Origin of the sequence: Skermanella aerolata KACC 11604, from assembly GCF_000936425.1 — a bacterium.
In the GTDB taxonomy this organism is placed as follows: Bacteria; Pseudomonadota; Alphaproteobacteria; order Azospirillales; family Azospirillaceae; genus Skermanella; species Skermanella aerolata.
In genome coordinates, this window is sequence record NZ_AVFK01000015.1 from 127,274 (window position 1) to 152,397 (window position 25,124).

Annotated in this window: 22 protein-coding genes; 9 read left to right on the forward strand and 13 right to left on the reverse strand. The window is 66.2% G+C overall.

All coding sequences use genetic code 11. The annotated features are described in order from the left end of the window. Positions 1-21: 21 nt before the first annotated feature. On the forward strand, positions 22-684 hold the full coding sequence (locus N826_RS18895; RefSeq protein ID WP_044431366.1) for a Fe2+-dependent dioxygenase: 663 nt from the start codon (positions 22-24) through the stop codon (positions 682-684). A gap of 5 nt (positions 685-689) precedes the next feature. On the opposite strand, the gene N826_RS18900 is transcribed toward N826_RS18895, so the two are convergent. Then, complete coding sequence (locus tag N826_RS18900) at positions 690-2,294, reverse strand: SagB/ThcOx family dehydrogenase (RefSeq protein ID WP_044431368.1); 1,605 nt, start codon at positions 2,292-2,294, stop codon at positions 690-692. A gap of 166 nt (positions 2,295-2,460) precedes the next feature. Between N826_RS18900 and N826_RS18905 the strand changes: the two genes are divergently transcribed. After that, positions 2,461-3,318, forward strand: coding sequence for an alpha/beta hydrolase (locus N826_RS18905; RefSeq protein WP_044431371.1), 858 nt, complete (start codon positions 2,461-2,463; stop codon positions 3,316-3,318). Positions 3,319-3,324: 6 nt separating this feature from the next. Here N826_RS18905 and N826_RS18910 read toward each other — a convergent pair whose 3' ends face one another. Beyond that, a complete protein-coding gene (locus tag N826_RS18910) occupies positions 3,325-3,900 on the reverse strand; it encodes a tyrosine phosphatase family protein (protein ID WP_052831605.1) in 576 nt (191 codons plus the stop codon). 161 nt (positions 3,901-4,061) lie between these two features. Between N826_RS18910 and N826_RS18915 the strand changes: the two genes are divergently transcribed. From N826_RS18915 to N826_RS18920, 3 genes are all read left to right on the forward strand, one after another. After that, positions 4,062-5,075 (forward strand): alpha/beta fold hydrolase, encoded by a 1,014-nt coding sequence (locus N826_RS18915; protein ID WP_084720882.1) that lies wholly within the window; start codon positions 4,062-4,064, stop codon positions 5,073-5,075. A 150-nt stretch (positions 5,076-5,225) separates the two neighbouring features. Further along, complete coding sequence (locus N826_RS44235) at positions 5,226-5,402, forward strand: hypothetical protein (RefSeq protein ID WP_169789378.1); 177 nt, start codon at positions 5,226-5,228, stop codon at positions 5,400-5,402. A 100-nt stretch (positions 5,403-5,502) separates the two neighbouring features. Continuing rightward, positions 5,503-6,894, forward strand: coding sequence for a dipeptidase (locus N826_RS18920; protein WP_044431373.1), 1,392 nt, complete (start codon positions 5,503-5,505; stop codon positions 6,892-6,894). A 16-nt stretch (positions 6,895-6,910) separates the two neighbouring features. Here the strand turns inward: N826_RS18920 and N826_RS40265 are convergent, their stop codons facing one another. After that, entirely contained in the window at positions 6,911-7,693 is a 783-nt protein-coding gene (locus N826_RS40265; protein WP_052831592.1) for a 3'-5' exonuclease, read from the reverse strand. A gap of 84 nt (positions 7,694-7,777) precedes the next feature. On the opposite strand from N826_RS40265, the gene N826_RS18930 reads away from it, so the two are divergent. Continuing rightward, positions 7,778-8,278: a GAF domain-containing protein gene (locus tag N826_RS18930; RefSeq protein ID WP_044431375.1), complete on the forward strand. Its 501-nt coding sequence runs from the start codon at positions 7,778-7,780 to the stop codon at positions 8,276-8,278. On the opposite strand, the gene N826_RS18935 is transcribed toward N826_RS18930, so the two are convergent. Further along, on the reverse strand, positions 8,244-8,858 hold the full coding sequence (locus tag N826_RS18935) for a hypothetical protein (RefSeq protein ID WP_147039948.1): 615 nt from the start codon (positions 8,856-8,858) through the stop codon (positions 8,244-8,246). The two genes, N826_RS18930 and N826_RS18935, sit on opposite strands and share 35 nt — an antisense overlap. Positions 8,859-8,865: 7 nt before the next feature. Next, positions 8,866-10,443 (reverse strand): S10 family peptidase, encoded by a 1,578-nt coding sequence (locus tag N826_RS18940; RefSeq protein WP_084720883.1) that lies wholly within the window; start codon positions 10,441-10,443, stop codon positions 8,866-8,868. A gap of 269 nt (positions 10,444-10,712) precedes the next feature. On the opposite strand from N826_RS18940, the gene N826_RS18945 reads away from it, so the two are divergent. Then, positions 10,713-11,462, forward strand: a complete 750-nt coding sequence (locus N826_RS18945; RefSeq protein ID WP_044431381.1) for a peptidylprolyl isomerase — start codon at positions 10,713-10,715, stop codon at positions 11,460-11,462. Further along, the gene (locus tag N826_RS18950) at positions 11,426-12,928 is read left to right on the forward strand and encodes a beta-barrel domain-containing protein (RefSeq protein WP_084720884.1); all 1,503 of its coding nucleotides are present in this window, start codon (positions 11,426-11,428) and stop codon (positions 12,926-12,928) included. Before N826_RS18945 ends, N826_RS18950 begins: the two co-directional genes overlap by 37 nt. Before the next feature lie 122 nt (positions 12,929-13,050). Here N826_RS18950 and N826_RS40270 read toward each other — a convergent pair whose 3' ends face one another. Further along, positions 13,051-14,010, reverse strand: a complete 960-nt coding sequence (locus tag N826_RS40270) for an ATP-grasp domain-containing protein (RefSeq protein WP_052831597.1) — start codon at positions 14,008-14,010, stop codon at positions 13,051-13,053. Between the two features lie 93 nt (positions 14,011-14,103). Continuing rightward, the gene (locus tag N826_RS18960; protein ID WP_044431386.1) at positions 14,104-14,352 is read right to left on the reverse strand and encodes a hypothetical protein; all 249 of its coding nucleotides are present in this window, start codon (positions 14,350-14,352) and stop codon (positions 14,104-14,106) included. A 313-nt stretch (positions 14,353-14,665) separates the two neighbouring features. Between N826_RS18960 and N826_RS18965 the strand changes: the two genes are divergently transcribed. Beyond that, positions 14,666-15,442 (forward strand): PP2C family protein-serine/threonine phosphatase, encoded by a 777-nt coding sequence (locus tag N826_RS18965; RefSeq protein WP_044431389.1) that lies wholly within the window; start codon positions 14,666-14,668, stop codon positions 15,440-15,442. On the opposite strand, the gene N826_RS18970 is transcribed toward N826_RS18965, so the two are convergent. The 6 genes from N826_RS18970 to N826_RS18995 form a co-directional block, all read right to left on the reverse strand. Beyond that, entirely contained in the window at positions 15,439-16,359 is a 921-nt protein-coding gene (locus N826_RS18970) for an adenylate/guanylate cyclase domain-containing protein (protein ID WP_044431391.1), read from the reverse strand. The two genes, N826_RS18965 and N826_RS18970, sit on opposite strands and share 4 nt — an antisense overlap. A gap of 18 nt (positions 16,360-16,377) precedes the next feature. Next, on the reverse strand, positions 16,378-17,718 hold the full coding sequence (locus tag N826_RS40275) for an FHA domain-containing protein (RefSeq protein WP_052831599.1): 1,341 nt from the start codon (positions 17,716-17,718) through the stop codon (positions 16,378-16,380). Between the two features lie 200 nt (positions 17,719-17,918). Then, a complete protein-coding gene (locus N826_RS18980) occupies positions 17,919-18,953 on the reverse strand; it encodes an ATP-grasp domain-containing protein (protein WP_044431393.1) in 1,035 nt (344 codons plus the stop codon). Further along, entirely contained in the window at positions 18,950-20,932 is a 1,983-nt protein-coding gene (locus tag N826_RS18985) for a TolC family protein (RefSeq protein WP_044431396.1), read from the reverse strand. Before N826_RS18985 ends, N826_RS18980 begins: the two co-directional genes overlap by 4 nt. After that, positions 20,929-22,989, reverse strand: a complete 2,061-nt coding sequence (locus N826_RS18990) for a TolC family protein (RefSeq protein WP_044431399.1) — start codon at positions 22,987-22,989, stop codon at positions 20,929-20,931. Before N826_RS18990 ends, N826_RS18985 begins: the two co-directional genes overlap by 4 nt. Next, positions 22,986-24,815, reverse strand: a complete 1,830-nt coding sequence (locus tag N826_RS18995; RefSeq protein WP_044431401.1) for a TolC family protein — start codon at positions 24,813-24,815, stop codon at positions 22,986-22,988. The genes N826_RS18990 and N826_RS18995 overlap by 4 nt, the downstream gene beginning before the upstream one ends. Positions 24,816-25,124 lie beyond the last annotated feature (309 nt).

Genomic DNA, 25,124 nt, shown 5'->3' on the forward strand with positions numbered 1-25,124 from the left:
CCGGCCGGTGGAGAAAACCTGATGATCCTTTGCATCGCCCAGGTGCTGCCGGCCGATCTTCTGGCCGACCTGACACGCTATCTAGCCGACGCCAAATTCGTCGACGGCAACCGGACCGCCGGCTGGCATGCACGGCTGGTCAAGGCGAACGAGCAGCTTTCCCCGTCGGACGCTCTCCACGCCGACCTGATCCGCCGCATCAACGCCGCGATCGAAGAACACCCGCTGTTCCAGATCGCGGCGCGGCCCAAGGCGGTGCGGCCGGTCATGATCAGCCGCTACACGGCGGGGATGCGGTACGGCACCCATGTCGACGACGCCGTCATGGGCGGGATCAGGACCGACATCTCCTTCACCCTGTTCCTGGCGGATCCTTCCTCCTACGAGGGGGGCGAACTGGTGATGGAGGGGACCGGCGGCGAGCAGTCCTACAAGCTCGACGCCGGCTCGATGATCCTCTATCCGTCCGGCGCCCTGCATCGGGTCGAACCCGTCACCGCCGGCGCCCGTCTGGCGGCGGTCGGCTGGGCGCAAAGCATGGTGCGCGATGCCGGCAAGCGGGAGATCCTGTTCGACCTCGATACCGCAAGACGCTCCCTGTTCCAGCGCGAGGGAAAGACCGCGGAGTTCGATCTGATCTCCAAGAGCACCGCCAACCTCATGCGGCTCTGGGCGGAGACATGACCGGCTCAGCGGTCCAAATGACCATAGGCCGGTTCGGTCGCGATCCTCGGGTCCTCGACGGCGGTGCCGACGGTGAAGTGGTAAAGGCTCTGCCATCCCAGGGCCTTGCCGTCGATGCCGAGGGTTTCATGGACGGCATCGTCGAAGAAGCAGCCGATGCCGGTCCCCGAAACCCCGGCCGCCGTCGCCTCCAGATACAGCACCTGACCGATCAGCCCTGCCTCCCAGAACAGGCGGCGGTAGGCCCAGTCGCCTTCCTCCTCCAAGGTGCGGGCGAAATCCGCCACCATGCCGAGACTGAAGGCGCCCTTGCCGGCGATCGCCTGAAGGCAGCTCAGCTGCGACGCCTTCCGCTCCAGGTCGCCCGAGCTCAGGCGGAACAGCGGCAGCGGACAGTCCGGCACCGTTTCCCACGCGAATCCGGCGGAGCAGGCCGCCCGCAGGCGTGGTTCGGAACCGGGATCGCGGATTAGGGCGTAAAGACCCCGTTCAAGCCCCTCGACCCGGTGGACGAAGACGAACAGCGCCAGCCGCGTCGGCCAGGGGAAAGCACTCCACGGCACCACGTCGGCATCCGGCAGCGTCGCCGCCAGCATCCGGTGGAGCGCCCCCAATTCCAGGACCTGCCCGCCGTCCATCCGCATCACGCTGCGCCGCGCGCGAATCACCTCGGCGGCCGGCCGGCCGGAGGCGGGCAGGGCAGGCACCTGAATCGCCGGCCGTGCGGCCGGCACCATCCCCGGCGGCTTTGCCGTCACCTTCAGCGCCAGATCGATGACCGGCCAGGGTTCATGGTCCTCGCTGACGCAGTTCGCCTCGCCATGCCAGGCCCCGGCGGGTCGCTCCGGAAGCGTCATGGCCGGCGGATTCGCAGTGCCCGTGCAGACCACCGCCATCAGGTCCGGATGCTCCCGCTCATAGGGGTGGCTGGCATCCGACCTGTCCAGCCCCAGCCAGGCCGCGACCTCTTCGTCTCCCGGCCCCGCCAGCACGTCGAGCCGCCAGCCGAGGCAAGCGGCGGCATAGCTGAGCGATCCAACCGCATGGCCGACATCGTGCTGGACGTACCGGAACGCCCGCTCGCCATACTTCCAGGCCTCCCGCCACACGATCGAACCGAGCCCGACCAGGAAGCAGCCCTCCGGCAGGTCCGGGTTCGTCCGGTAGACGCAGCGCTCCTCCAGTGCATGTTCCGCCACGGCATAGTGCCAGAGCGCCGTCCCGGCTCCGATCCCCTCCAGCCCCGGCAGGACCAGATAGGCTTCGGTCGGGTGCAGGTTGCCGCTCGACGGGTTGTTGCGGACCGCCCAGCGGGCACCGTCGACCGCTTTCCAGGCGCTCAGCCCAAGCGCCAGTTCCAGGAACAACCCCAGCGTTCCGGCATCCAGCGGCTGTGCCGGAACGCCGCCCAGGCGGTCGAATCCCGGCGTTGGCCTGTCATAGCCGAGCGGCAACGCGACCAGCCGCGCGCCGGCGAATCGGCGAAACGGGTTGGGCTGGGACTCCCAGTCGAGAAACGCAGGGCCAAGGGCGTAGCGGTTCGGCGCGTGCTTGGTGCGCTGGTGATATCCCGCCAGATCATGCGGCAAGCTGTCGTCCGGCCATTCCATGGAAGGACACTCCATTGCGGCGAGGACATCGATACTCGCCCGGACTTCACCCCGGCGGAAGCTGCAACGGTGTCGCGGCCCACACCGTCTCCGCCTCTTGAATAACCGGGCATTCGCGACGACAGTGGGTGGCAACGAGCAAACTGGACAGGAAACCAACGGTCCGATGTACCGTCATCTCGCCACCCAGGAAGAAATCGACCGAGAGTACAATCCCCGCATCGGCGTCGACGATGTCGACGGCATCGTCCGCGGCTGGAAGGAGCGCAGCGCCGTGACTCGCGCCGGCAATGCCGGATGGCTGCGCCGGAGCTACGGAGCGACCCTCGCCGAATATCTCGACATCTTCCCGGCCGCCGCCCCGAACGCCCCGGTCCACGTCTTCATCCACGGCGGCTACTGGCGCGCCTTCAGCGCGGAGGACTTCAGCTTCATCGCCGGGTCAGGGCTTGCTGGCGACGTCACCACCGTCGTCGTCAACTACGAGCTTTGCCCCAAGGTCAGGATCGCGGAGATCGTCCGTCAGGTGCGCGCGGCCGTCGCCTGGGTCTGGCACAACGCCGCCGCGTTCGGAGCGGACCGCGACCGGATTGCCGTTTCCGGCCACTCCGCCGGCGGGCATCTGGTAGGCCGTCTGATCGCGACGCCGTGGCAGCGCGACTACGGCCTGCCGCCGGATTTCCTGAAGGGCGCCTGCGCCATCAGCGGGCTGTTCGACCTGGAACCGCTCCGCTGGTCATGGCTCCAGCCCTCCGTGCAGTTCACCGCCGAGGACGTTCTGACCGAAAGCCCGATCCGCCACCTGCCGGCGGACCCTCTGCCGGTCCTCGCCGCCGTCGGCGGCCTGGAGAGCGCCGAGTTCCACCGCCAGACCGAGTCCTATGCCGAAGCCCTGCGCCAAGCCGGCGGCTCGGCCCAAACCCTCGACATTGCCGGCCGCAATCACTTCACCGTCCTGGACGACCTCGCAGCCCCCGAAGGCCCGTTGTGGCGGGCCGTCGAGGACATGCTGAAACCTTCCTAAGCCGGCTCAGACCTCCGGCACCTCGTGCGCGCGGCCGTGCAGGCGGATCATCTCGGCAAGGTCGGGATGCGCCTTCGCAACCTTGGCGTGATGGTCGCGCAGCTCGCGCACCAGGGCGCCCTGGCGGCCCAGGATCGTGTCGGCGATGCCGACCATCAGGCTGTTCGGCCAGCTCCGGGGCCGGACCCGCGCCAGTTCGCCGAACACATCGGCCTCGCGGCCCGGATTGTTCTGCGCCATCAGGATGACCGCCGTCGCGGTCGAGCGGGAAACGCCGGCATGGCAATGGATCAGCAGCTGGTCCGCCTTTTCCGCCAGCAGCTCCTCGCCCAGCGCCAGGATCTTGCGGACGTCGCGCTCGGCCGGCGGCGTGAAGCCCGCCCGCTGCTCCACGGTATCGTCGAACCGCCACAGCACCCTGCGGTGCGGCGCATAGACGGTGAAGTCCTCGGGATCGGCCCGCTCCGGGTCGAGGATCGACACCACATGGCTGAAGCCGCTTTGCGCGTGTCCCGCCAGTTCGTTCAGGCCGCAGATCGTGATGCGGTACGGGAGCAGGGGAGTGGAGATGTCGGTGGTCATCGCGGGCGCCGGTTCTCGGTTGATGCTTCGGGAGTGAGTGAAGCTGGCCCGAAGCAGGGCGGAGGTCAACCTTGCACCGTGCATCCCTCACCTGCTTCAATCCCGCTCGGAACTACGGATGACGGGAGAACCCGCCATCGTAAACCGAGGAGGCCGACAAGATGAGAAAGTTGCTTAACGCGGCGCTGGGCGCCTGTCTTGCCGTGGCCATGACAGCGGGCGCGGCGAATGCCGACGCTCCCGGCGCGGCTCCGCACCAGCGATTCGACCTCGGCGATTTCCGACTGGAAAGCGGGCAGGTGATCGAGAAGGGCTTCCTGACCTACGTCACCCATGGCACGCTCAACGAGCAGCGCAACAACGCCATCCTCGTTCTGCCGTCCCTGATGGGCACGCACCACCGCCACGACTTCCTGATCGGACCGGGCAAGGCGCTCGACCCCGGGAAATATTTCATCATCGCCGCCGACACGCTGGGCAACGGCCGCGCGATCTCGCCAAGCAACAGCGAGACCCAGCCGGGTCCGAAGTTCCCGCAGTTCTCGATCCGGGACATGGTCGACGCCCAGCACCGGCTGGTCGCCGAGGGACTGGAACTTGACCGCCTGCTCGCCGTCGTCGGATTGTCCATGGGCGGCATGCAGGCCTACCAGTGGGCCGCCAGCTTCCCGGACGAGATAGCGGCCGTGATACCCATCGTATCCATGGCGCGCACCAGCCCCTGGGTGACCGCCATCTGGGAAAGCCAGCGTCAGGCGATCATGGCCGATGCCGCCTGGGCCGGTGGCGCCTACACCGAGCAGCCGGAAAAAGGACTGCGGGCGGCAGCAGCCTCGCTGGAGACCTGGGTCCGCCACTGGGACTGGATGGACAAGGAGTTCACGGACAACCGCCAGGTCGTCGGCTGGCTGAACGAGCGGACCGCCGACGCGGCAAAGAACTGGGACGCCAACGATTTCATCTATCAGACCAGGGCAGAAGACCTGCACGACATCGCGAAGGGCGGCGATTACGCCGAAGCCCTCGCCAGAATACAGGCGCGTGCGCTCCTGATGCCCGGCAGCCAAGACCTCCTGCATCCGCCCGCCGACAGCCGCTTCGCCGCCCGGCACATCCCCAGGGCGACGCTGGTCGAGATCGACTCCGACCAGGGCCACATGGCGAGCGGTTCGTAGCAGGCCGACATCGACTTCGTCAACGCCACCATCGCCCGGTTCTTGCACGAAGTCGCGACCGATCTCGTCAAGATCTGACAGCGCGGAACGGTGGGGCCTCGTCCGCTGTTGGAAACAACAGGACTACATAAATCGAATGGAGGGTAAGCCATGCCCATAGACGAACAGGCGCCGTTCGACTTCCATCTGACGGGACCGATCCCGCCGACGCCCGGCCAGCCCGATCCCGGCAACCCGGCCGATCCGGACGAACCGCCGCCGATCGACGAACCTCCGGCGCCGATCCCGGTTCCGCCGATCCACAACCCGCCCGGCCCGCTGACCTGACCCAACCTGATCTGCCCCGGTTTCATCCACCCTTGGCGGCTTGCCGTACGCTGCGGCATCTGCTTTGGTGACGGGCCGCCATAACCGAAACGGACAGACCATGCTTCCCGTCGAACCCGTGCTGGCCCATCTCGACCTCGATTTCGATCAGGCGGTTGAGCGGCTCCGCGACCTGCTGCGCATCCGAAGCGTCAGCACCGATCCCGCCTATAAGGGCGAGACCCGCCAGGCCGCGCAGTGGCTCGCCGACCAGCTCACCGGCATGGGGTTCGAGGCCAGCCTGCGCGACACTCCCGGCCATCCCATGGTCGTGGCTCATCATCCGGGACCGTCCGGCTCGACCGGTCCGCACGTCCTCTACTACGGACACTACGACGTCCAGCCGCCGGAGCCGTTGGAGCTGTGGAACAGCCCGCCGTTCGAGCCGACCATCGTAGACGCCAGGCACGGCAAGCGGATCGTCGCTCGCGGCGCCGTCGACGACAAGGGTCAGGTGATGACCTTCATCGAGGCGTTCCGCGCGTGGCACGCCGTTCACGGCACCCTGCCGGGCCGCATCACGGTCCTGCTCGAAGGCGAGGAGGAAACCGGCAGCCCCAACCTCGTCCCCTTCCTGGAAGCAAACCGGGAAGAACTGGCCGCCGACATCTGCGTCGTGACCGACACCAACAGCTGGAACATCGAGACGCCGGCGATCACCTACATGCTGCGCGGCATGCTCTATCTGGAAGTGACGCTGCACGGTCCCAGCCACGACCTGCATTCCGGGATGTACGGCGGGGCGGTGCTGAACCCGATCAACGCGCTGACCCGTATCCTGGCCCAGATCCACGACGACCAGGGCAGGGTCCAGTTCCCCGGTTTCTATGACGACGTCCAGCCGCTTTCCGACGCCGAGCGTGAGCAGTGGCGCGGCCTCGGCTTCGACGAAGCGGGCTTCCTCGGCGGCGTCGGCCTCAAGACCCCGCGCGGCGAGGAAGGCTGGTCCTCGCTGGAGCGGATTTGGGCGCGTCCGACCTGCGACATCAACGGCATCTGGGGCGGCTACACCGGGGCCGGTTCCAAGACGGTGATCGCGGCGGAAGCCTCGGCCAAGTTCAGCTGCCGGCTCGTGGCCGGTCAGGACCCCAAGAAGATCCTCGCCGGCATCAAGGAGTTCCTGGACGCCCGCACGCCGCCTGATGCCCGCTGGGACATCAAGACCTTCGGCAACTCGCCCGCCATCAAGGTGCCGGTCGACAGTCCGCATCTCCAGCGTACCATGGCCGGGTTGGCCGACATCTACGGCAAGCCGCCTGTTCTGGTCGGCTCCGGAGGATCGATCCCGGTCGTCGGCTACATCCAGCGGATACTGGGCTTCGACTCGATCCTGGTAGGCTTCGGCCTGGAAGACGACCTGATCCACTCGCCGAACGAGAAGTTCGAGCTGAAGTGCTATCGGAACGGCATCCGCTCTCACGCCGCCATCCTGGCGCGGATGGCGGAAGGCTGACCACTCAAACCGGATCTCAGCCGGGGCGCGATCCATATGGATTGTGCTCCGGCGGAATCAGGCCCAGATGCTCCAGCCGGGCGAAGATCGAGCGTGGCGTCCGCAGGAAAAGCTCCAGAATATCCAGCACCTCGCGCCCCTCGCGCCACATCTGACCCAGGCGGACGTCCATTTCCTCGGTCCAGGGCTGGCCATGGCGCAACGGCATCGGGCATTTCTGTTCGCGCACCTTGGCCAGCCGGGGGTCGATCTCCTTCAATGCGGCGCGCGCCGCGTGCTTCTCCCGCTTGCGGGCCGCCTGGAGCGCCCGCCGCTCCTCCGGCGCCAGGTCGGGCAAGCCCGACAGCCAGACATGCACACTGCGGCACGCCAGCGCATCGGCCGCCGCCCGGTGCCATGGTCCGGATGCGACATGGAGAGCGCGCTCCGCCGCCAGCGCCAGCTTCAGCGGATAGCCGAGCTTGCGGCGGCACAGTTCCACGGTGCAGGTCGTCTCCAGGATGCCGTCACCGGCTTCCCCCACGACCCCCCGGTCGAACTTCACGTTATGGGCGACGAAATGCGATCCTTCCAGCAACGCGGTCAGCTCGGGCCTGATCTCGTCCCAGGTCGGCGCCTGTGCCACCATCTCGTCCGTGATCCCGTGGATACGGACGCAGAACGGGTTGATCGGGTGCATCGGATTGACCAGCTGCTCGAACAGCACCGATCCGTTTTCGTCCACCACGGCGATCTCGACCAGCCCGCCCGGCCCCTGCGCCACGCCGCTCGTCTCGGTATCGACGTAGAGCGTCCTCATCGGTTTCCTCGATTTTCCAACATCCACCCTTCCAGTATCCACCCTATGTAGTGGACCCAGATCCCCAAAGCACGGATATCCCCCATGGCCGCTGAACACTTCACCGCCCCGGCATCCTCCACTCCCAAGCCGGAACTCTACGCCGAGCTGGCAAGCCAGCTCGAAGGCATCCTGGCAGGAGAGATCGACCTGATCGCCAACATGGCCAACATGGCGGCCGTGATCTACCACGGCCTGCCCGACGTCAACTGGGCCGGCTTCTACCTGATGAAAGACGGCGAACTGGTCCTCGGTCCGTTCCAGGGCAAGCCCGCCTGCATCCGCATCCCGGTCGGCCGGGGTGTCTGCGGCGCCGCCGCCGAGACCCGCGCTACCCAGGTCGTCCCCGACGTCCACGCCTTTCCCGGGCACATTGCCTGCGATGCGGCGTCCCGTTCCGAACTGGTGACGCCGCTGCTCGCCGACGGCCGCGTGATCGGCGTCCTCGACCTCGACAGCCCGATCCCCGGCCGCTTCGACGACCAGGATCGCGACGGCTGCGAGAAGCTGGTCAGCATCCTGCTCCGTCACATCCGGGAGGGTTGAAGCGGATCAGCGCGCGGCGCGGCAAGGTGCGCGGATTGTTGCGGCGGCGTTCCGCGTAAGGCACCAGCGGATTCGGCTCGACGTTGGGATCCTCCGAGAAGATGGCTGATGTCCTGAAGTCGAAGAAGCTGGCATTGATCGTCATGTCCGGCAGCTTCCAGACCAGCCGGACCGACGAGGGCACGGCGGCGTTGCCGTCGTTCGTGTTCTCGGCCGGCTCGCCGAACTGCCCGATCAGCGCATTGGCGATATCCTCGAACACCATCGGGGTGGCTTGGTGTCCGCGCCGTTCCAGCAGGACCTGAGACAGCCTGCCGCTCTTCCGGTCCATCTGGAGGAACGCCCGGAACGGAATACCCGCGACCTCGACGTTCTCGACGCTGGAGTCGGCGTAATAGCGCCCGAAGTCCCAGCGTCCCGGCAGGCGAGTGTCGAAGTCGCCCAGCGCCCGGTCCAGCTCGCCGGCGTCCATGCCCCAGCGCGCCGCCGACAGCGTCGCCAGATCGGCCGCCGCCGCCGCGGCCGGCAGCACGAGCGTCAAGGCTGCCGCCGTCCCGATCCAGGCACGGCGCCCGATCACGGCCGGCTCACCGGCGCCCGCCCAGCGCCGCCTCGAACAGGCGGCGGACATCCTCGTTGATCGACCGGCGCTCCTCTGGACGCATATACATCATGTGCCCTCCCTGATAGGTCTTCACCGCCATGTTCGCCTTGACCTCGCGCGGCAACCGCAGCTGATCGATCAGCCAGCGCGACGCCAGATAGGGTGTCACCAGATCGTGGACACCATGCGCGATCAGGACGTGCATGTCCGGATTTACCGCCATCGCGCTTTGCAGGGACTCGGTCGCTCCGGCAAAGCCCTGCTGCCGCCCGACATCCCAGTCCCATTCCCCGGAAATCCGCCAGTTCAACAGCCGGAACGGCACTTCGCTCTCGAAGCCGAGTTCCCGCCTGACATAATCGTTGAAGGTGGCGGAATAGGGCGCGATCAGCGCATCCAGCAACGGGTCGGACCCGACCGACTGGCGCTCCGGACTGGGATCGGGGAACTTGATCGTGCCGTCGTACAGGCTGACGATCCGGCCGGGTTCCCGAAGCAGTTCCTTGGCGAAGACCTGGATCGGCAGCTTGCCGGCGAATCGCTCGACCACATCGACCGGTACGCCGGTCAGCTGGGATATCCGCGTGTTGAAGGCCTTGGCGGCATCGCTGTCGGGGTCGGCCGGGTTGGCAAGCCCGACTAGATAGTCGTTCAGCGCGAAACGTTCGGCGTCCTCCTGGCCGGTCGGGACGCCCAATCCGTTGTCCCGCGCCGACGCCGCCATGGAGGGCAGGGCCATCGCCCAGCCCAGCAGGTCGTAATCGCCGCCGCGCAGCAGCGAGAACTCCAGGGCCGGCGAGACCAGCACCATGCCGTTGAGCGCGATCCCGGCGTTCCGCTGAAGGTCGCGCGCCATCATCACCGCACGGAAGCCGCCGTAACTCTCGCCCGCCAGGAACTTGGGCGACGCCCAGCGGCCGTTCCGGGTCAGCCAAAGCCTGACGATCTCGGACAGGCTGGCGACGTCGGCCTTGACGCCGAGGAAGCGCTTTTCCGCGTCGTCGTCCTTCCCCGTCGCCCGCGAAAATCCGGTGCCGACGGGATCCACGAACACCAGGTCGGTAAAGGCCAGCCATGTCTCCGGGTTGTCCATCAGCGCCGCCGGCGGGCGGGGCAGGGACCCGTCGGGGTTCGTCGCCAGCACGCGGGGGCCGGCGACGCCCAGGTGCAGGAAGGCGGATGCCGCCCCCGGACCGCCGTTGAAAAGGAAGGTGACGGGCCGCGTCGCGGGGTCCTTGTCCGCCAGCGTATAGGAAGCGACGAACAGCCGTGCCGTCGTCTCACCCTTGGCGTCCACGATGGGCATCATCTCCGCCGTCGCAGAGTATGCCAGATCGCCGCCGGGAACCGTCAGCGTCTGCCGCTTGGTACTCGGCTTCGCGGCTTCCTCCACCCCGGACGCCGAGGGGGCCGCTGGAGCGGTCGCCGGCGCGGCCGCCGGAGCGGACGGTGCCTCCTGTGCCCAGCCGGGATAGGCTCCCATCCCGGTCAGCCACACCGCCACCAGGGCGGCATACGGCAACCGGCGGCGGCGGAAGCGAGATCTGGTTTGCTGCATCATGAACCCGCGATTATTGGACGATCAGGATAATCAACCGTTCGGCCCGCCGGTTTGCCGGCTTGGTTCACCATTTGGATCCCGAACCGCCCATGGCGACGGTGACATAGGTGGTAATAACACCATTGGCCGTAGGACCGGGCGGAGAGCCGGTCATAATGAAGTAACGAATTTGATTTAAACTCAAGCCGATTGCCTCTGCCCTGGGATCGCTGCGTCGAGCGACGCGCCGGCACGGGACATTTCAAGAAAAAACAAGACACTGGTGGATCATGGAGCTTGGTACCGCGGTAACCACTGTCAAAGGCGACGCCATCTCGGTTGCCGACGTCATCCTGCACCTCAAGGCCAAGGGGACCTTCCGTACCGCCATCTATGAGATCATCGAACAGCGAGTCATCGAGTACAAATTGCGGGAACACACCGTCACCCTGCCGCAGGCGGAAATAGACGAACGGGTTCAGGCCCGTCGTACCACGCTGGGCCTCTGGGACGACGCTGCGTTCACATCCTACCTGAAGCATTTCGGGCTGACGAAAGAACAGTGGCTGGCGACGATCTCCGCCGAAATGCGGCGGGAGCGGCTTCGCGACGCCATCGTGACGAAAGATCTGGTGCAGAACTACTACCGCCAGCACAGCTCGCGCTTCACCTCGATCTCGGTCGCCCGCATTGCGTGCCGCACCAAGGCCGACGCGGAGAAGGCGCTGTCGGCCGCTACCGACAGCGTAACCGACTTCGTGGAACTCGCCCGGCAGTATTCCGTGGACGAAAACACCCGTTTCAGCGGCGGCTACATCGGCAACCTCAAGCGCGGCATGCTTCCGGGCGAGGTGGATGAACGGGCCTTCGCATGCCGCGACGACGGCGTCATCGGCCCCTTCGCCGAAAACGGCGTATGGACGATCTATAAGATCTATTCCCGCACCGTCACCAAGCTGAACGATGCGCTGGTGAAGCAGATCAAGGACGTGCTGTTCGAGGAATGGCTTCGCCATCAGGTCTGCATCGCGCCGGCATGAAGCTGTTCGGAAAAAAGCCGTCCACCGAGAAGCCGAAGGCCAAAACCTCGGCGAAGCCGATCATCAAGCCGGTAGCGAAGCCGGTTGCCAAACCAGCCGCCAAGCCCGTCAGGAAAGCTCCGAAAAAGCCGCCCGGCAGGAACGCCGCCCACGATACCCGCCACCCCCTGAAGGCCGCGACGCTGCTCTACAGCTCGCCCAACGCCTTCTTCCGGGGCGCCGTGTATTTCCTGTTCTTCACGCTGATCGGGATGCTCATCTATTCCGGCTACGCGACCAAGGACACGGTGGTAGAGGCGCCGCTCAAGCTCCAGCGTCAGGCCATGGTGATCCAGGCGATCGGCGGCGGCCTGATCGAAAGCGTCGAGGTCGGCGAGAACTCGCCCGTTTCCGTCGGCGACGAACTTGCCACCATTCAGGAAAAGATCCGTGCCGCGACCACGCCGGAGCAGGAGGCGCTGCAACGCCAAATCGGCGGTTTGCAGCACCAGGAGCGTGAAGCGGCCAAAACAGCGGAGTTCCGGCTGAGCCAGATGGAACTGGACCGTCTTAACCTGACGCAGCGCAGGGCTACCGAGCAGGCGGCGATCGACAACCGCATCCGCCAGATCGATATCCAGCTCCAGATCACCCAGCGCAACCGGGCCGGCATCGACGAGGATCTCGGCAGCGCCCGTCGCGACCTCGGCGTCAAGCAGCAGCTCTTCGCCATGCGCGACATCCCGCAGGTCGAGCTTCAGCGGGCACAGACCCGCGTCAGCGACCTTCAGCGGGCGCTGAACAACGCCGATGCGGAGATACAGAACGTCCGGCTGGCGCTGGAAAGCGCCAAGGGAGACCGCGCCCAGATCGCCGAGACCTTCTCGCAGGCCCGCCAGGAGAACGAGATCGAGAATCTGAAGCGCGCCCGCCAACGCGATCAGGCGCTGAACCGGGACAGGATCGCCGAGTTGAACAGGCGTCTCCTGGAGTCGCGCACGCTCGTCCCCGGTGTCCGTTACGATGACGACAAGGCGCTCTACACCAGTATCGTCGACGGTGTCGTGACCAACGTCCATATCCAGCGGGGCACGATCATCAATCCGGGAGCGCCGCTGTTCACGATGGTCCGCAATACGGCGCCGCTGGAGGCCCATGTCTTGATCCCCAACCGGGACATCGGCAAGATCCGGCGCGGCCAGAAGGTCCAGATCAAATACTTCGCCTACCCGACGCAGGATTACGGCGTCCAGACCGGCAGCATCACCGAAATCTCGGCGAAGCCCGCCGCGGCGGAGCCCGGCAAACCTTCCCTCTACCTCGTCAACGTGGCGCTGGAGAAGGAAACGGTGACGGGGCCGAGCGGCTTGACCCGGGCGCTGGAGATCGGCATCGAAGGCTATGCCCAGATCAAGACGGGCGAAAAGCGCTTCCTTGAAATCCTCTTCGCCCCGTCGTCACGCTTCTTCGAACCCATAGTGGACTGATTGACGTCCGCTTCAAGCCTCCGTTTCTTACCAACGGATTTAAAAAATCACGTTGACGTAGGTCGAGCCTCTTCAGCCCGACATCTGACGTTCCCGACCAGCCGACGCTCGGATCCCCCGCCTCAGGCAGCCTCCTCCAGCGATCCCGTCCGCGCGAAGGTCACCAGATAGCGAGCCAGCGCGCCGAACACCGTCCGGCGGTCTTCCGGCGGCAGCCACATCACGAAGGGACCCGGGTTGCAATCTAGATAGGTCAGCCGGCCGTCGTCGCCCAGGATGGCGTCCCAGGCGGCATAGTGAAGACCCAGCGACCGGTTGGCCCGGACGATGGCGGCCTCCTCGGCCGGGTCCAGCGTCACCGGTTCGAACCCGCGCGTGGCGGTCCGCGAATCGATACCGTCGGCCAGGATGCGCAGCGGCAGCACGACCCGGTCGCCGACGATATGGATGCGGATGGTCGATCCGGGAACCCGATGCTGGAACAGCGCCGGGCACAGCAGCAGCTCGTCCAGCCGGGCTCGGTCCTCGGCGGTGACGCCCCGGGTGGAACCCACTCCGATCGCCGGCTTGACGACCGCATCGCCGACTTCGCGGAGGAAACGCGCAGCCTCTTCCGGATCGCTCGTGCTCAGCGATCTCGGCACGCTGAATCCTGCGGCACGCAGCTTCTCGTAGAATTGCGCCTTGCTGTTATGATCGACATAGGCCGACGTCAGGCGGTTGATCACCAGCCTGCCGGTCAGGTGGAGGTGCTCGAAGAAGCCGTAGGTCGACGCGTTCAGCGCCTGTTCGTCGATGTAGCCGTGCCGGTAATCGGTATAGGTCGCCTCGTTCAGCACCGGCGGCAGGACGGGCAGGGTGCGGGGCGCCGTGCAGCGGATGTGAATAGCGGCAATATCGGTGAAGTCGACATCGCCCCAGCGCGGCGCCCGCGTCTGGCCGATCGTCAGCGTCGGCTTGCCGGCGCGCCCGATCTGGATGTCGAGCGGCACCGGTTCGGCGCCGAGTTCGGCGATTTGGGCTGCGATTTCGGCGATCTGCGCGCTGTCATGGTTTGCGAAAAGTGCAACTCTCACCGTCATGAATGCCTCGAGCCTGGAATAAGCCGATGAAGCCGGAGCACCTGATCCTGGGGCCTGGACTCGGAAATCGAGGCCGACTCCAGGATCTCCGGCTTAGAAGCTGATGTTGATCGAGCCGATTGCCGTGTTGTCGCTGACGTCGCCGCCGAAGGCGCCGCCGGAAGAGGACGCCGAAAAGCCGTTGCCGCCTGCCGCCTGTCCCTGAGCATCGCCGAGAAGGCCGCCGAAGGACGAAGCCTCCGCCGTGCCGGCGCCTCCGGTTCCGGTCGAACCTGATGCCGACCACCCGAAGCCATCTCCGCCCGCCTTGCCGCTCTGCTGGACGTTCAGATCGTTGTTCATGAAACCTTCCCCTGACAGCCCTGCCGGCATCGTCCGCCGGTGTTCGCGGCCCGTGGCAATTTGCTGCCCGCGCGAATAAGCCATAGCGGGTATGCTGCCGTCAGATGTATCATTTATTACTCTCGCCGTCCACGCATTCGGCATCCATGGCAAGACCGGCACAGTGGTCAACCATATCGTCCCTGTTCCGAATTCGGGAATTGCGGCATGGTGATATTTACCTTGAGTGACCGGTATTAGGGTGACATTAACGCACAGTAGTATTGACTATGGTCCGGCATTCCAGCCGGTCCCGATCCGGATGTAATCTTGAATGGCAGGCAGTTCCCCACGTTCAGTTGAGTTCGCCGGCGGCACCGATGTCGGACGCGTCCGCTCGCAGAACGAAGACTCGTTCCAGATCGACAATGATCTTCGGCTTGTCCTCGTCGCCGACGGCATGGGCGGCCATATCGGAGGCGATATCGCCAGCCGCACGGCGATCGAAGCCGTCAACGACTATATACTTGAATACGAACCTCCCGAGGACGGGCAGGGCTCGCCGGAACTCGGCCCGCTCGACGTTTCGGTCGATATCGTCCGCACTGCCGTTTACCGGGCGAACCAGCGAATCGTCGGTCTGAACCGGGAACTCGGGAATCCGGAAGGGCGCGGTATGGGCACCACGCTCGTCGGCTTGTGGCTCCCCCACGGGCTGTCGCAGGCGGTCGTCTTCCATGTCGGCGACAGCAGGCTCTACCGGTTCCGCAAGGGCAGGCTCGATCAGGTCACGCACGACCACAGCCTCTATCAGGCATGGGTCGATGCCGGCCGGTCCGGCGATCCTCCCAACCGCAACATCATCATGCGGGCGCTCGGCATCGTGGATGATGTGGAGGCCGACTTTTCCGTGCAGCCGATCCAGGCGGACGACATCTATCTGCTCTGCTCCGACGGTTTGAACGGCATGGTGCCCGACGACACCATCATCGACATCCTGGCCGATATCGGTGAAACCAGCCTCGACGCCGCTTGGCGGCAGCTCATCCAGGAAGCCAACGACCATGGCGGCAAGGACAACGTGACCGTGGTGCTGGCCCGCTTCCTCTAGAATGGAAGCGGACACCAGCCGTCCCCGCATAGCCGTTCAACCGTGGCGAACTGGTAGCGGATCAGGTTGTCCTGGTTCTGGCTCGGGTCGATGCCGAGCGATATCACGCCGGATGTCAGCAGAAACGTCGCCTGCCGCTTCAGGACCTGAAGGCGCTGATTGTCGTCGAGGCAGAAGGTCCCGTTGGTGCTGTGGTCCGTCAGAGTGAAGCGGCTGTTCTGGATTTCCAGCGTGGCATGCCGCCGCGACGCCCAGTCGCTGTTGACGATCAGGCCGCACCCGAAATCGCGTCCCAGCAGCATGGACCCCGACGATCCGTCCAGCCTCGACTGCTTCCCCTGGTACGTCAGGGTCAGAAAGCCCAGCCGCTTCTCCAGCGTGTGCTGGAACTGCCCGACCGCGACCGTGATGTTCTCGGGATCTCCCAAGGTCCGGTAGATCTCCACCGCATCGGCGCTGCCCTTGACGACGGCGGAGTTCAGCCGCTGGGTGTTGGACCTGTACGCCGGATGAAGGGCATTGACGCAGGCCCGACTCATCACGACTTCGCCGGGGCTTGCCAGGCCTGCCAGTCGGGACGCTATGTTGACCGTGGCGCCGAAGACGTCGTCGTCGGCCACGATCACGGGACCGGCATGGAAGCCGACCCTTACCTTCAGGTCGGCCCCTCGAAGGGTCTCCTGGACGTGGACGGCGGTACAATAGGCGTCGTCGGACGAGACGAAGGTGAACAGTGCCCCGTCTCCCATGGTCTTGACGAGCTTTCCGCCGTAACGCCCGGCGATCCCGATGATCTGGCGTATGCACTCGCCGGTCAGGGCGAGCGCCGCCGCATCGCCTAGAACCTCATAGAGACGCGTGCTGTCGCAGACATCCGCGAACATCACCGCCATCGTCTCTTCGGTCCGGATCTCCATGACCGTGCGTCTCAGCCCTCATCCAGGATTGGAACCCAGCAACTCTTTCCACTGGTTCAGAAGCGCCAGATCCCGCTCCTCGACCGCCTTCACCGCCGTATTGAAGACGACGTAGTCGACGGAAAGGTAGCGGTTTGTCTCCCGGCGGATACGGGTGAAATCCAGCTTCGCGGCGTCGAGCGACTGGATACGGTCGCGCTTCGGCTGAGCCGGCGCCAGCTTGGATACCTGGGGAAACTCCAGCGACAAAGCGCGGAAGTCGATCAGGATACGGGTCAGCTTGGTCAGTTCGCGGACAGCCAGCAGACCGTCGGTCTGGCCATGCTCCGCACTGGCGGGAACGCCGGCCGTGAGGGCCTCGACATCGGTCGCCAACCGCTCGACGAGCGTGCGCATTCCCTTGATGTCGCCCTTGGCAAGCAGCGGCGGGAACTCCCGCTCGAACGAGAGGAACTTCATGCGGGCCGTACTGTCCGCCAGCACGGCATTCGGCTCCGACGCCAGCAGGCGTCCGCTTTCGGCCATGGCCTCCGCCAGTTCGTTGAGATCCTGGTCGAAGTTCACGGTCTGGCTGCCGGCCGCGACCTGGGCCGCCCGGTCGATCACGCGCTTCCGGATATGCGCCGACCGCTCGATTGTCTGGGCCGTGATCTGCTGCTTCTTGTGGATCGGGTACCAGATGGCGGCACCGCCACCAAGGCCGGCCAGGATCACCGCGACGACCGCCCCAAGGATCAGCTTGCGGCGCAGACCGGACGAATCATGCTCTGCGCCGTCCTCCTCCTCCTCCTCCTCGACCTTCAGCCGGACGGGGGTGTCGACCTTGCGGACCGCTTCCAGCACCGCCTTGCCGGCGCCGAGGCTTCCGACCATCATGGTGCGCTCCGACATGTCGTCGTCGCGGCTGACCGGGACGGGCCGGCTGCCGACCTGCTGGACCCCGGCGGGCGGACGGTCGAGTTCGAAGCTGAACGCCAGCGATCCGAGCCGGACCTCGTCCTTGTGCTTCAGCCAGATCGTGGTGACCTTGTGGCCGTTGACATAGACCCCGTTCGTGCTGTTCAGGTCCTCGATTCCCCAGGAACCTTCGCCGGAGAACAGCCGCGCGTGCTGTCGCGACAGCTTGCGCGACGCCACGATGAAGGTGCTGGTGTCGCCACGGCCGACCGTCACGTCCTTGCTCCCCTTCAGGGGCACGACGATCTCGCTCTTGCCGCCATCGACCTGGGACGGGTCCAGGCAGATCAGGCGCCCATCGGGGTTGGCGGCCTGCCTGGTGGCTGCCGCGTTCGCACCGGCCGAATCCTTCCGGCCGGCGTCGCGCATCATCACGGTTCGATCTTCGTTCGATTTGGTCATCGCTCGGCGGGAGATCCTGGCCACGGGAACAGGGAGCGGCGGAAGGATATAGCCTTTCGAATTACCCCATTCAACCCTCCCAGCAATATGCAGAAGTATAGATTTTTAAGCAACTGCGACGACATTTGTTAATGTAAATTAACCGGAATGCGTGAACCTGCTCCCGGTGCGACTTGGCCGGAATACCGACCCGGTCCGCATCATGCCGCTGGTTCCGCCAACTTGGTCTGCTCCATCTCGAACTGGATCCGCAGCATCCGGCGCAGGAACAGACTGTCCCGCTCGATTACGGCCGGCCCCTCATAGGCGGGCGGCTGCCCCCCGGCCAGGCCCGCCGCGAGGCACGATGCCAAGTGGTCGCGCAAAGGAGCAGGCAGATCGGCGATCAGCGGGTCGACATCCACGTCGTAGATGACGGGTCCTTCGGGTCCCGCGACGTAGAGCGCGCTGCCCCATCGGATTCCGAGCGCCGACAGCGAGCGGCCCTCGATCCCGTTTCCATCCCGTGCCGCTTCGACCACATGGAATTGCTCGAACCGCTCCAGCGACTCCAGCGAGGGCGCCGCCCATTGCACCGTCAGGACGACCTGCCCGTCGATCACGAAGGCGCGGCGCAGCAATCCGGGGACGACGGGAGCCAGCATCACCGGCGGCTTGTCGGCGGCGATCAGGTGCCGGCGCTGGCGGTCCCGGAAGATCTGCCACGCGCAGCGGCCCGTCGCGGTCCGCCACACGACGGGCGCCCCCGCCGCCGTATGGGCCGAACAGAACCGTTCGGCCTCCGCCGGATCGTTGGTGACGATGGCGGCGGCCACCCGCGCGCCCGTCAGACCCAGCCGCTCCAGCTGGTGAAGCCGAGAGAAGCCTTCGAGATGGACGGACGGACCATTGTAAAGGCGCTGATGTCCTGCCTCCAGGCGTGCCAGCAGGCTGTAGAACAGGCTGTAGCGCTGCTGCTGCCGAACATGCCCCGCTTGCCACAGCGACCAGTCGGCCGCCGGGTCTGCCACCGGCAGCACCGGGTCCTCGTAGCGGAAGCCGTGGATGAACAGCCCGTCGAAGCCGTCCAGCGAAATGCCGTCCCAGCTTGCGCCGCCTTCACCCAGGCTGACCCGCGTGCCTTCCGGCAGGTCCGCGTCGAACAGATCGGCGGCAGAGCCGGTCAGCAGGATCAGCTTCTCCTGGAGCCGCTTTGCGAGCGGCGAGCCGGCCGGGGCGATTATTCCGATTCTCATGGTTTTTCCTGTGGCTGGTTTCCGGAACCGGAAGGCTGCGTGGAGGAAGGCTGCGTGAAGAACTTCAGGAAGCCGGCATCGGACAGCATGCCGATGCGGTTGCGGTCCAGCTGGCTGCTGGCGGACTGCGACGCCAATGCCCCGGCGATCGTGCCCTGCGCGTAGAGCAGCCCGCTCTCCGCCTGCTTGGCATCGACGCGGGCTCCGGTAAGGCTCAGCCGGGCATTCAGCAACTGGCGCGTCGCGACGATCAGTTCGTCCTCCGACACAGTCCCGGTCAGCGCCTGCTGGCGCTCCAGGCTGGCGACCGCGGCGGCCATGTTGTCGGCTTCGGCCGTGGCGTTCCTCAGGCGCGACCGTGCCGCCTGGACCGCCACCAGCTTCTCCGTGATTTCCCGGCGCACCCGATTGGCAAGCGCCTCGCCAGCGTATTCCTGATCCTTGAGGCCAAGCTCCGCCCTTTCCGCATCGGCATAGGCGGCCCGGTTCCCCCACGGTCTCGTGAAGGTCATGCCATAGTTCTGGTCGAGCTTGTCGGGCGTCGCGATCTTCGTGTGGCTGTTCAGCGGGTCGGCGTAGCCATAGGTCGTTCCGGCCTGGGAGGAGGTGGCGCTGGCGGAAACCCTGATGTCGGGCCGGGCATTCGTCCGCGCTTGCGCCTCGGCGATCTCGCGCAGCAGCTTGTTGATATCGTTGATCCTGAAGTCGGGGCGGACGGCATGGGCGGTCGCCAGGGCTTCCTCGAAGTTCACCGGCATGGCCCGCGCAAGGTCGTCGTCGTAGTCCACCGGCAGGTATATGGCGGCACCGCCCACGACGGAGCTGTCGCCGATCAGCAGCGACAGGGATTGCGACGACGCGACGTAGTCGCTCAGCGCCTGCTCGACCCGAACCTCCGCCTTGGCCGCCTCGGCATCGATCTGCGCCTTCTGCAACCGGGTGACCTGACGCAGGTCGAATAGCCGGTCCATCCGCTCCTTCTGCTTCCGGATCATGTCGCGGTTTCCGACGGTGGTCTCCAGCGCCTCCATGCGGCGGACGACGTCGAAATAGGCGGTGTCGATGTCGAGCAGGACCTTGTTGACCAGCGCCTGAAGGTCCCAGTCGGCCCGCTCCGCGACGGCCGCCGCACTGCGCGACGCGGCCAGCTTGTCGTTGCCGGCGCCGAAGCCCTTTGCGAAGGGCAGGGGCATGTTCAGGCTGCCGGACAGGCCGGTGCTCCATTGCCCGTCCTCCCAGTAGTATCCGCCCCGGTAATAGACCTCCCGCTGCACGGTCCTGTCGGTGATCGTGAAGGTTCCGCCCCAGGGCAGCTCCTGGGTGATGTTGAGCGTATAGTTCAGGCTCTCCTTGGGCGCGCCGAATTCGCGTCCGCTGGTCGCCTCGATCGGCAGCTCGATCAGCTTGCCGCCCTTGACCGGCCGCAGCTTCATGTCGGTGATGACGGCCTGCCCGGCGTTCTCCGCGGGCGGCAGGTTCTTGAACGGCGAGTTCATGTTGAAGCCGTCGGCATTGACGGCCTTGGTGATCGCCTGGCCGATCCGCGTCCTGTGCTCGGCATCGATGCGCCCGTAGCCGATGGTCAGGTCCAGCACGGGAAGGAAGACGGCGCTCGCCTCCCGCGCCAGCGCCGCTGTGCGCTCGGGCGAGGTCAGACCGATGGCGACGGTCAGGTTGTTCCCCAGACCGCTGGCGATGGCTGACCGCCGGTCGACCGGCTCCAGCACCCGGGCGCCGCCGATATCGGGACGCCGTTTCAGCAGGTCCCCGATCAGGGCCGACCGGCTGCCGTCCCGCTCGGTCGGCTGCTCGACGATCTGCCGTCGGACGATTTCGGTGACGGCGGCGCTGTTCCGCTTCAGGTCCTCCAGCGGGAACCGCGCCGGCTCGCCGGCCGAGGCCGCCCACGACGGGCAGCCGGCGGCAAGGCCGCAGGCAAGCGCGGCCGGAAGCTTCGCGATCAGGCGGGACAGCGTCACAGCGGACCTCCGAAGGTGACCATGCCACCGGTCTGCCGCAGGTGCGCGATCCGCTGGCGGTCGTCGGCGGTCTGCGCCACGCGTTCGCCATAGCGGTCGGCCAGGGCACCGACGGCGGCCAGCAGGCGGGTCTGGGCCGTCTGCGCGTCGATCCGGGCCAGCACGTGGTTCAGCTGCGCGTCGAGCAGGGTGCCGAGCCGCCCGATCGTCTCGTAAGCCGTCACCACCCCGCCCGCCTCCAGCCGGACCGCCCGCTCGTAGAGGCCCCTGACGATCTCCAGCCGCTTCCGCGAATCCTCGATCCGCTGGCGGGCGCTGACCATCTGGATCCGCGCCGCCTCGTACTCGCCCCGTATCTGGGTTTCGACCTGATGGAGCAGCAGCGTCTGGCGCGCGATCTCGGACTCGGCGATCGTGACCGCCGCCTTCGCCGCCCGGTTCAGGAGCGGCCGGCGGTAGAGGATGCCGATGCTCGCCGAGGCGGTGTCGTAGCTGATCAGGTTCCTGACGGATTCGCTGATGCTCGAATAGCCGAAGACGGCGTTGCTCTGGCCGAGCTGAACGCCGGAGCTGATGGACAGGTCCGGACGGGTCTGGGCGACCCGGGTGTCGCGCACCCGCATCGCGATCCTGACGGCCGTCTCCGCCCGCAGGTAATCGGGACTGTCCAGGACGCTGGCGGGTCCGGCCGGCGCTTCCGGCGGGTTGTCCAGGACGGCGCTGTACCCGACCGGCAGGATCAGCACCTCGTCCTGTTCGTTCAGCGCCTCGCGCAGGGTTTCCGACGCGGTGACGTAATCGCCGAAGATCTGCTGCTGCGTCGCCCGCAGCCGGGCCAGCTGGGCATCGACCTGGGCGCGGTTGCTCTCGGTCGCCAGCCCCAGCTCCATCTTCTTCCGCATCCGCCGGGACGTTTCCTCCGCCAGCGCCACGGAGCCGGCGGCGGCGTTGAGACGGTGGACGGCGCCGACCAGCGACCAGTATAGCCCGTCCACCGTCTGCAAGGTCTGGTTGACGACTCCCCGGACCGCGAAGTCGGCGATGTTCAGGCTGATCCTGGCGACGTCGATCGCCAGGCGGCTGTCGTCGCCGTCGCCGAAATTCTTGGTGTAGGGCAGGGCATGCCCGGTGTTGAGCGAGGCGCGCGCGGTCCAGGGCCGCTTGTAGGAACCGTAGCTCCGGGTCAGCGGATCGTTCGGATTGTTGGTGTAGTAGGTGTCGTGATAGGTGGAAGCGATGCTGACGTCGATGCTGCCGCCCCATGGCAACCGCTGGGAAACGCCGCCGGCGCCGGTGTAGCTTTCGTCCTGGCCCGTCGGGCTCTTGGTGCTCGCCTGCTTGTGGACCGGATAATATCCGGCGACCCGCTGCTTGTCGAAACTGACCAGCGCCACCGGCGCCGTTGCGGGCAGCACCCGGACATGGCACTCGCCGTTGGCATCGGGAGTGACCAGACGCCCGGTCAGGAACCTGACCTGCATGTCCTCCGGCTGCTCCAGGATGTCGATCATGTCGCCGCACAGGAAGACGTTCTCGATCGATTCGCTGGTCTTGATCTGCTGGCCCCGCTTGTACTCCTGGGTCGCCGGCTTCCACTGCATGGGGCGCTCGACCCGGTCGAAACTGCGCGACATCGATCCCGATGCGGACACCGTGAAGACGGGGTCGAACACCGCTTCCGCCTCCGTCAGCGCCCGTTCGACCACGCTCTTGCTCAGACCGCTCCGCTTGATGTCAAGGTTCCGCTGCAAGGCCGCCATGACGGCGTCGCGCAGGCCGATCTCGCGGATCTCCAGCGGCGCGAACAGCACGCCGGTCCGCGCCAGCGCCTCGCGCGTCGCCGCCACCACCGCGTTGCCGGTCCGTTCGTCGGCGATGCGGGCCGCATCCAGGGTGAACATGCCGGGCGGCACCTCCAGGGCGTCGGGCGCCGGAGCCTGGACCGGAGGGCGCGGCTTGGTTTGTGCCCGAAGCGGGGCTTGCGCCGCGGGCACCAGGACGGCCGCGAGGACAAGCCCCGACACCGTCGCGCGGGCCGCCGTTCCAAGTCTCCTCATCGCAGGAAGTCCTCCTCAAGGGTTCCCTGTGCCGCACCCAGCCGGACCCGCGCCTTATGGATCTCGACGCGGGCGCTGGCCTGGTTGAGGCGGGCGGACAGCACGTCCTGATAGCCGTTCATCACCTCGAACTCGGTCGCCAGCCCGCGTTCCCGCTCTTCGACCAGCCTCTCGTAGGCGAACGACGCCAGTTCCATGTCGCCCTGGCTGACCTGCATCACCGCCTGGGCGCCGCGCATGTCGGCCAGCGCCCGGTCGACCGAATTGATGATGCGCTGCCGCGTCTGCTGGGCGCGGTCGAAGGCATTGCGCTCGTCGATCCTGGCCCGGCTCAGCGCCGCCTTTGCCGCCTGGTTGCCCAGCGGGTAGAGGTAGCGGACACCGACGAAGATGTTGGTCTGGTCCGGTTTGCCGAGGTTCAGCATCGCCGTGCCCGGATCGCTGAACCCAAACGTCGTATCGCTCTGGGTCAGCTTGGCGGTCAGCACCAGATCGATGTCCGGCAGCGACTGGTTGTCGCGGTAGGCGAGGTTCAACTTGCCCACGTTGACGTCTTCCTGGGCGGCCATGATCTCGGGGTTGCCGATCATGGCGCGGTCGTAGGCGTCGGCCGGCGGCTCCGGCACGGCATCCGCCAATAGCGCCTCCGCGTCGGCCGGCACCAGGATCGTGTCTGCATCTCCCGCCATCAGCGTCAGCAGCGTGCTGGAGCGCAGCAGGTACTGGGTCCAGGCCGCCTCTTCCCGCAGGACGAACGACGCCAGTTCGCTGTCGATCTGGCCCAGCTCGTAGTTGGTGATGGTGCCGGAGCCGAGCAGCCGAGTGACGCGGGCGCGCCGCTGGTCCAGCACCACCTTCTGCTCGTTCAGGATCGTGATGTCCTGAAGGCTGCGGATCATGTCCCAGTAGGTCTGAAGCACCTCCGCCAGGGTGGCGTTGCGCACCGCTTGCTCCACGAAGGCCGCACGCCGGTCGCCGCTGCGGGCGCTCGCCAGGTCCAGGCTTTCCTTCGACCCTGCCTCGCCGAAGCCCTTGGTATAGGGCAGCGAGATCGTGGCGCTCAGCGATGCGCCCGCAGTCCAGTACAGCTTCTCTCCCCAGCCGAACGGGTCCTCGACCGAGATCGGGCGGGTCAGCGCCGGCGCCTGGACGCCGTTCTTCTGGTTGTAGCTCGTGCTCAGCGAAGCGTTCAGGGCGGTGCCGAACGAGAATACCTTCGACGCACCGACCGACGCAGTGATTCGCTTGGTCGAGGGGCTCTTCAGGCTTGCAGCCTCCTTGGCCGTCGAATAGACCGGGATCTGGCCGCACAGGCCGGGACCGATACCGCCATTGACCACTTGGTCGTCCTCGAGCACGCAGGGGACCTTTTCGCCATCGACTTCCTCGACCGTCTTGGTGCCGCCCTGGACGAAGTCGGGGATGCCGTCGGCATCCTCGTCGGCGGTCAGGTCGCTGTCCGGCGTTCTCGGCCGCCCGATCATCTCGATGCGATCTCCCGTCTTCGACATCCCGACGTTCAGGGATGCGCTGAGACTGACGTCGAAGGCAGCGTCGCGCTGCGCCACCAGCGCGCCGGCCGATACCAGCGCCTCGTGCGCGGCGAGAAGGGTGTAGTTCTGGCGCAGGGCTTCGTCCGCGACGATGTTCAGCGTGACTTCGCGCAGCACCATGCTGTCGAGCAGGCGACGCACGCCGGGAGACGGACCCGCGGCCGCCTTCCGCACCAGGGACATGGGATCGAAGCTGCGCATCTGGGCGTCGAGCGGCGACGGGACGCAGAGAAGCAGCGGCAGCACCAGCAGCAGCCTGCCGATCGCCTTCAACTCACTCAGTCGACTTTTTGCCGAACGAACAATGATGGGTTGCATCAAGAGAGGCTTTGCCAGAGGCCTGAGCTACAGGCCTCGATTCATGCCACTTCCGGAACGATCCCGCAATCCTTTATAGGTAGACAAATTGCCGGAGGTGTTAGTAAATCTAGGTTCGCGGCGCGTAAGAGGGGTGATTACATCCAACTGCCGCAGCAGGAAGTGGGCCGGCAATTTTCGTCGTGCATTAAATGGAACGGATGTATTTACCGTCATGGATGATGATTATCGCCAGCCAAGCCCCTATTCGGCCGGTATATTCGC

Bases quoted from the DNA above. Each gene is read 5' to 3' on its own strand.
- N826_RS18945 (WP_044431381.1), top strand. From the start codon at position 10,713: ATGGAGCTTGGTACCGCGGTAACCACTGTCAAAGGCGACGCCATCTCG.
- N826_RS18905 (WP_044431371.1), top strand. From the start codon at position 2,461: ATGTACCGTCATCTCGCCACCCAGGAAGAAATCGACCGAGAGTACAAT.
- N826_RS18895 (WP_044431366.1), top strand. From the start codon at position 22: ATGATCCTTTGCATCGCCCAGGTGCTGCCGGCCGATCTTCTGGCCGAC.
- N826_RS18940 (WP_084720883.1), bottom strand. From the start codon at position 10,443: ATGATGCAGCAAACCAGATCTCGCTTCCGCCGCCGCCGGTTGCCGTAT.
- N826_RS18920 (WP_044431373.1), top strand. From the start codon at position 5,503: ATGCTTCCCGTCGAACCCGTGCTGGCCCATCTCGACCTCGATTTCGAT.
- N826_RS40265 (WP_052831592.1), bottom strand. From the start codon at position 7,693: ATGAGGACGCTCTACGTCGATACCGAGACGAGCGGCGTGGCGCAGGGG.
- N826_RS18980 (WP_044431393.1), bottom strand. From the start codon at position 18,953: ATGAGAATCGGAATAATCGCCCCGGCCGGCTCGCCGCTCGCAAAGCGG.
- N826_RS18990 (WP_044431399.1), bottom strand. From the start codon at position 22,989: ATGAGGAGACTTGGAACGGCGGCCCGCGCGACGGTGTCGGGGCTTGTC.
- N826_RS18900 (WP_044431368.1), bottom strand. From the start codon at position 2,294: ATGGAATGGCCGGACGACAGCTTGCCGCATGATCTGGCGGGATATCAC.
- N826_RS18970 (WP_044431391.1), bottom strand. From the start codon at position 16,359: ATGGAGATCCGGACCGAAGAGACGATGGCGGTGATGTTCGCGGATGTC.
- N826_RS18910 (WP_052831605.1), bottom strand. From the start codon at position 3,900: ATGACCACCGACATCTCCACTCCCCTGCTCCCGTACCGCATCACGATC.
- N826_RS18950 (WP_084720884.1), top strand. From the start codon at position 11,426: ATGGCTTCGCCATCAGGTCTGCATCGCGCCGGCATGAAGCTGTTCGGA.
- N826_RS44235 (WP_169789378.1), top strand. From the start codon at position 5,226: ATGCCCATAGACGAACAGGCGCCGTTCGACTTCCATCTGACGGGACCG.
- N826_RS40270 (WP_052831597.1), bottom strand. From the start codon at position 14,010: ATGACGGTGAGAGTTGCACTTTTCGCAAACCATGACAGCGCGCAGATC.
- N826_RS18965 (WP_044431389.1), top strand. From the start codon at position 14,666: ATGGCAGGCAGTTCCCCACGTTCAGTTGAGTTCGCCGGCGGCACCGAT.
- N826_RS40275 (WP_052831599.1), bottom strand. From the start codon at position 17,718: ATGACCAAATCGAACGAAGATCGAACCGTGATGATGCGCGACGCCGGC.
- N826_RS18930 (WP_044431375.1), top strand. From the start codon at position 7,778: ATGGCCGCTGAACACTTCACCGCCCCGGCATCCTCCACTCCCAAGCCG.
- N826_RS18915 (WP_084720882.1), top strand. From the start codon at position 4,062: ATGAGAAAGTTGCTTAACGCGGCGCTGGGCGCCTGTCTTGCCGTGGCC.
- N826_RS18960 (WP_044431386.1), bottom strand. From the start codon at position 14,352: ATGAACAACGATCTGAACGTCCAGCAGAGCGGCAAGGCGGGCGGAGAT.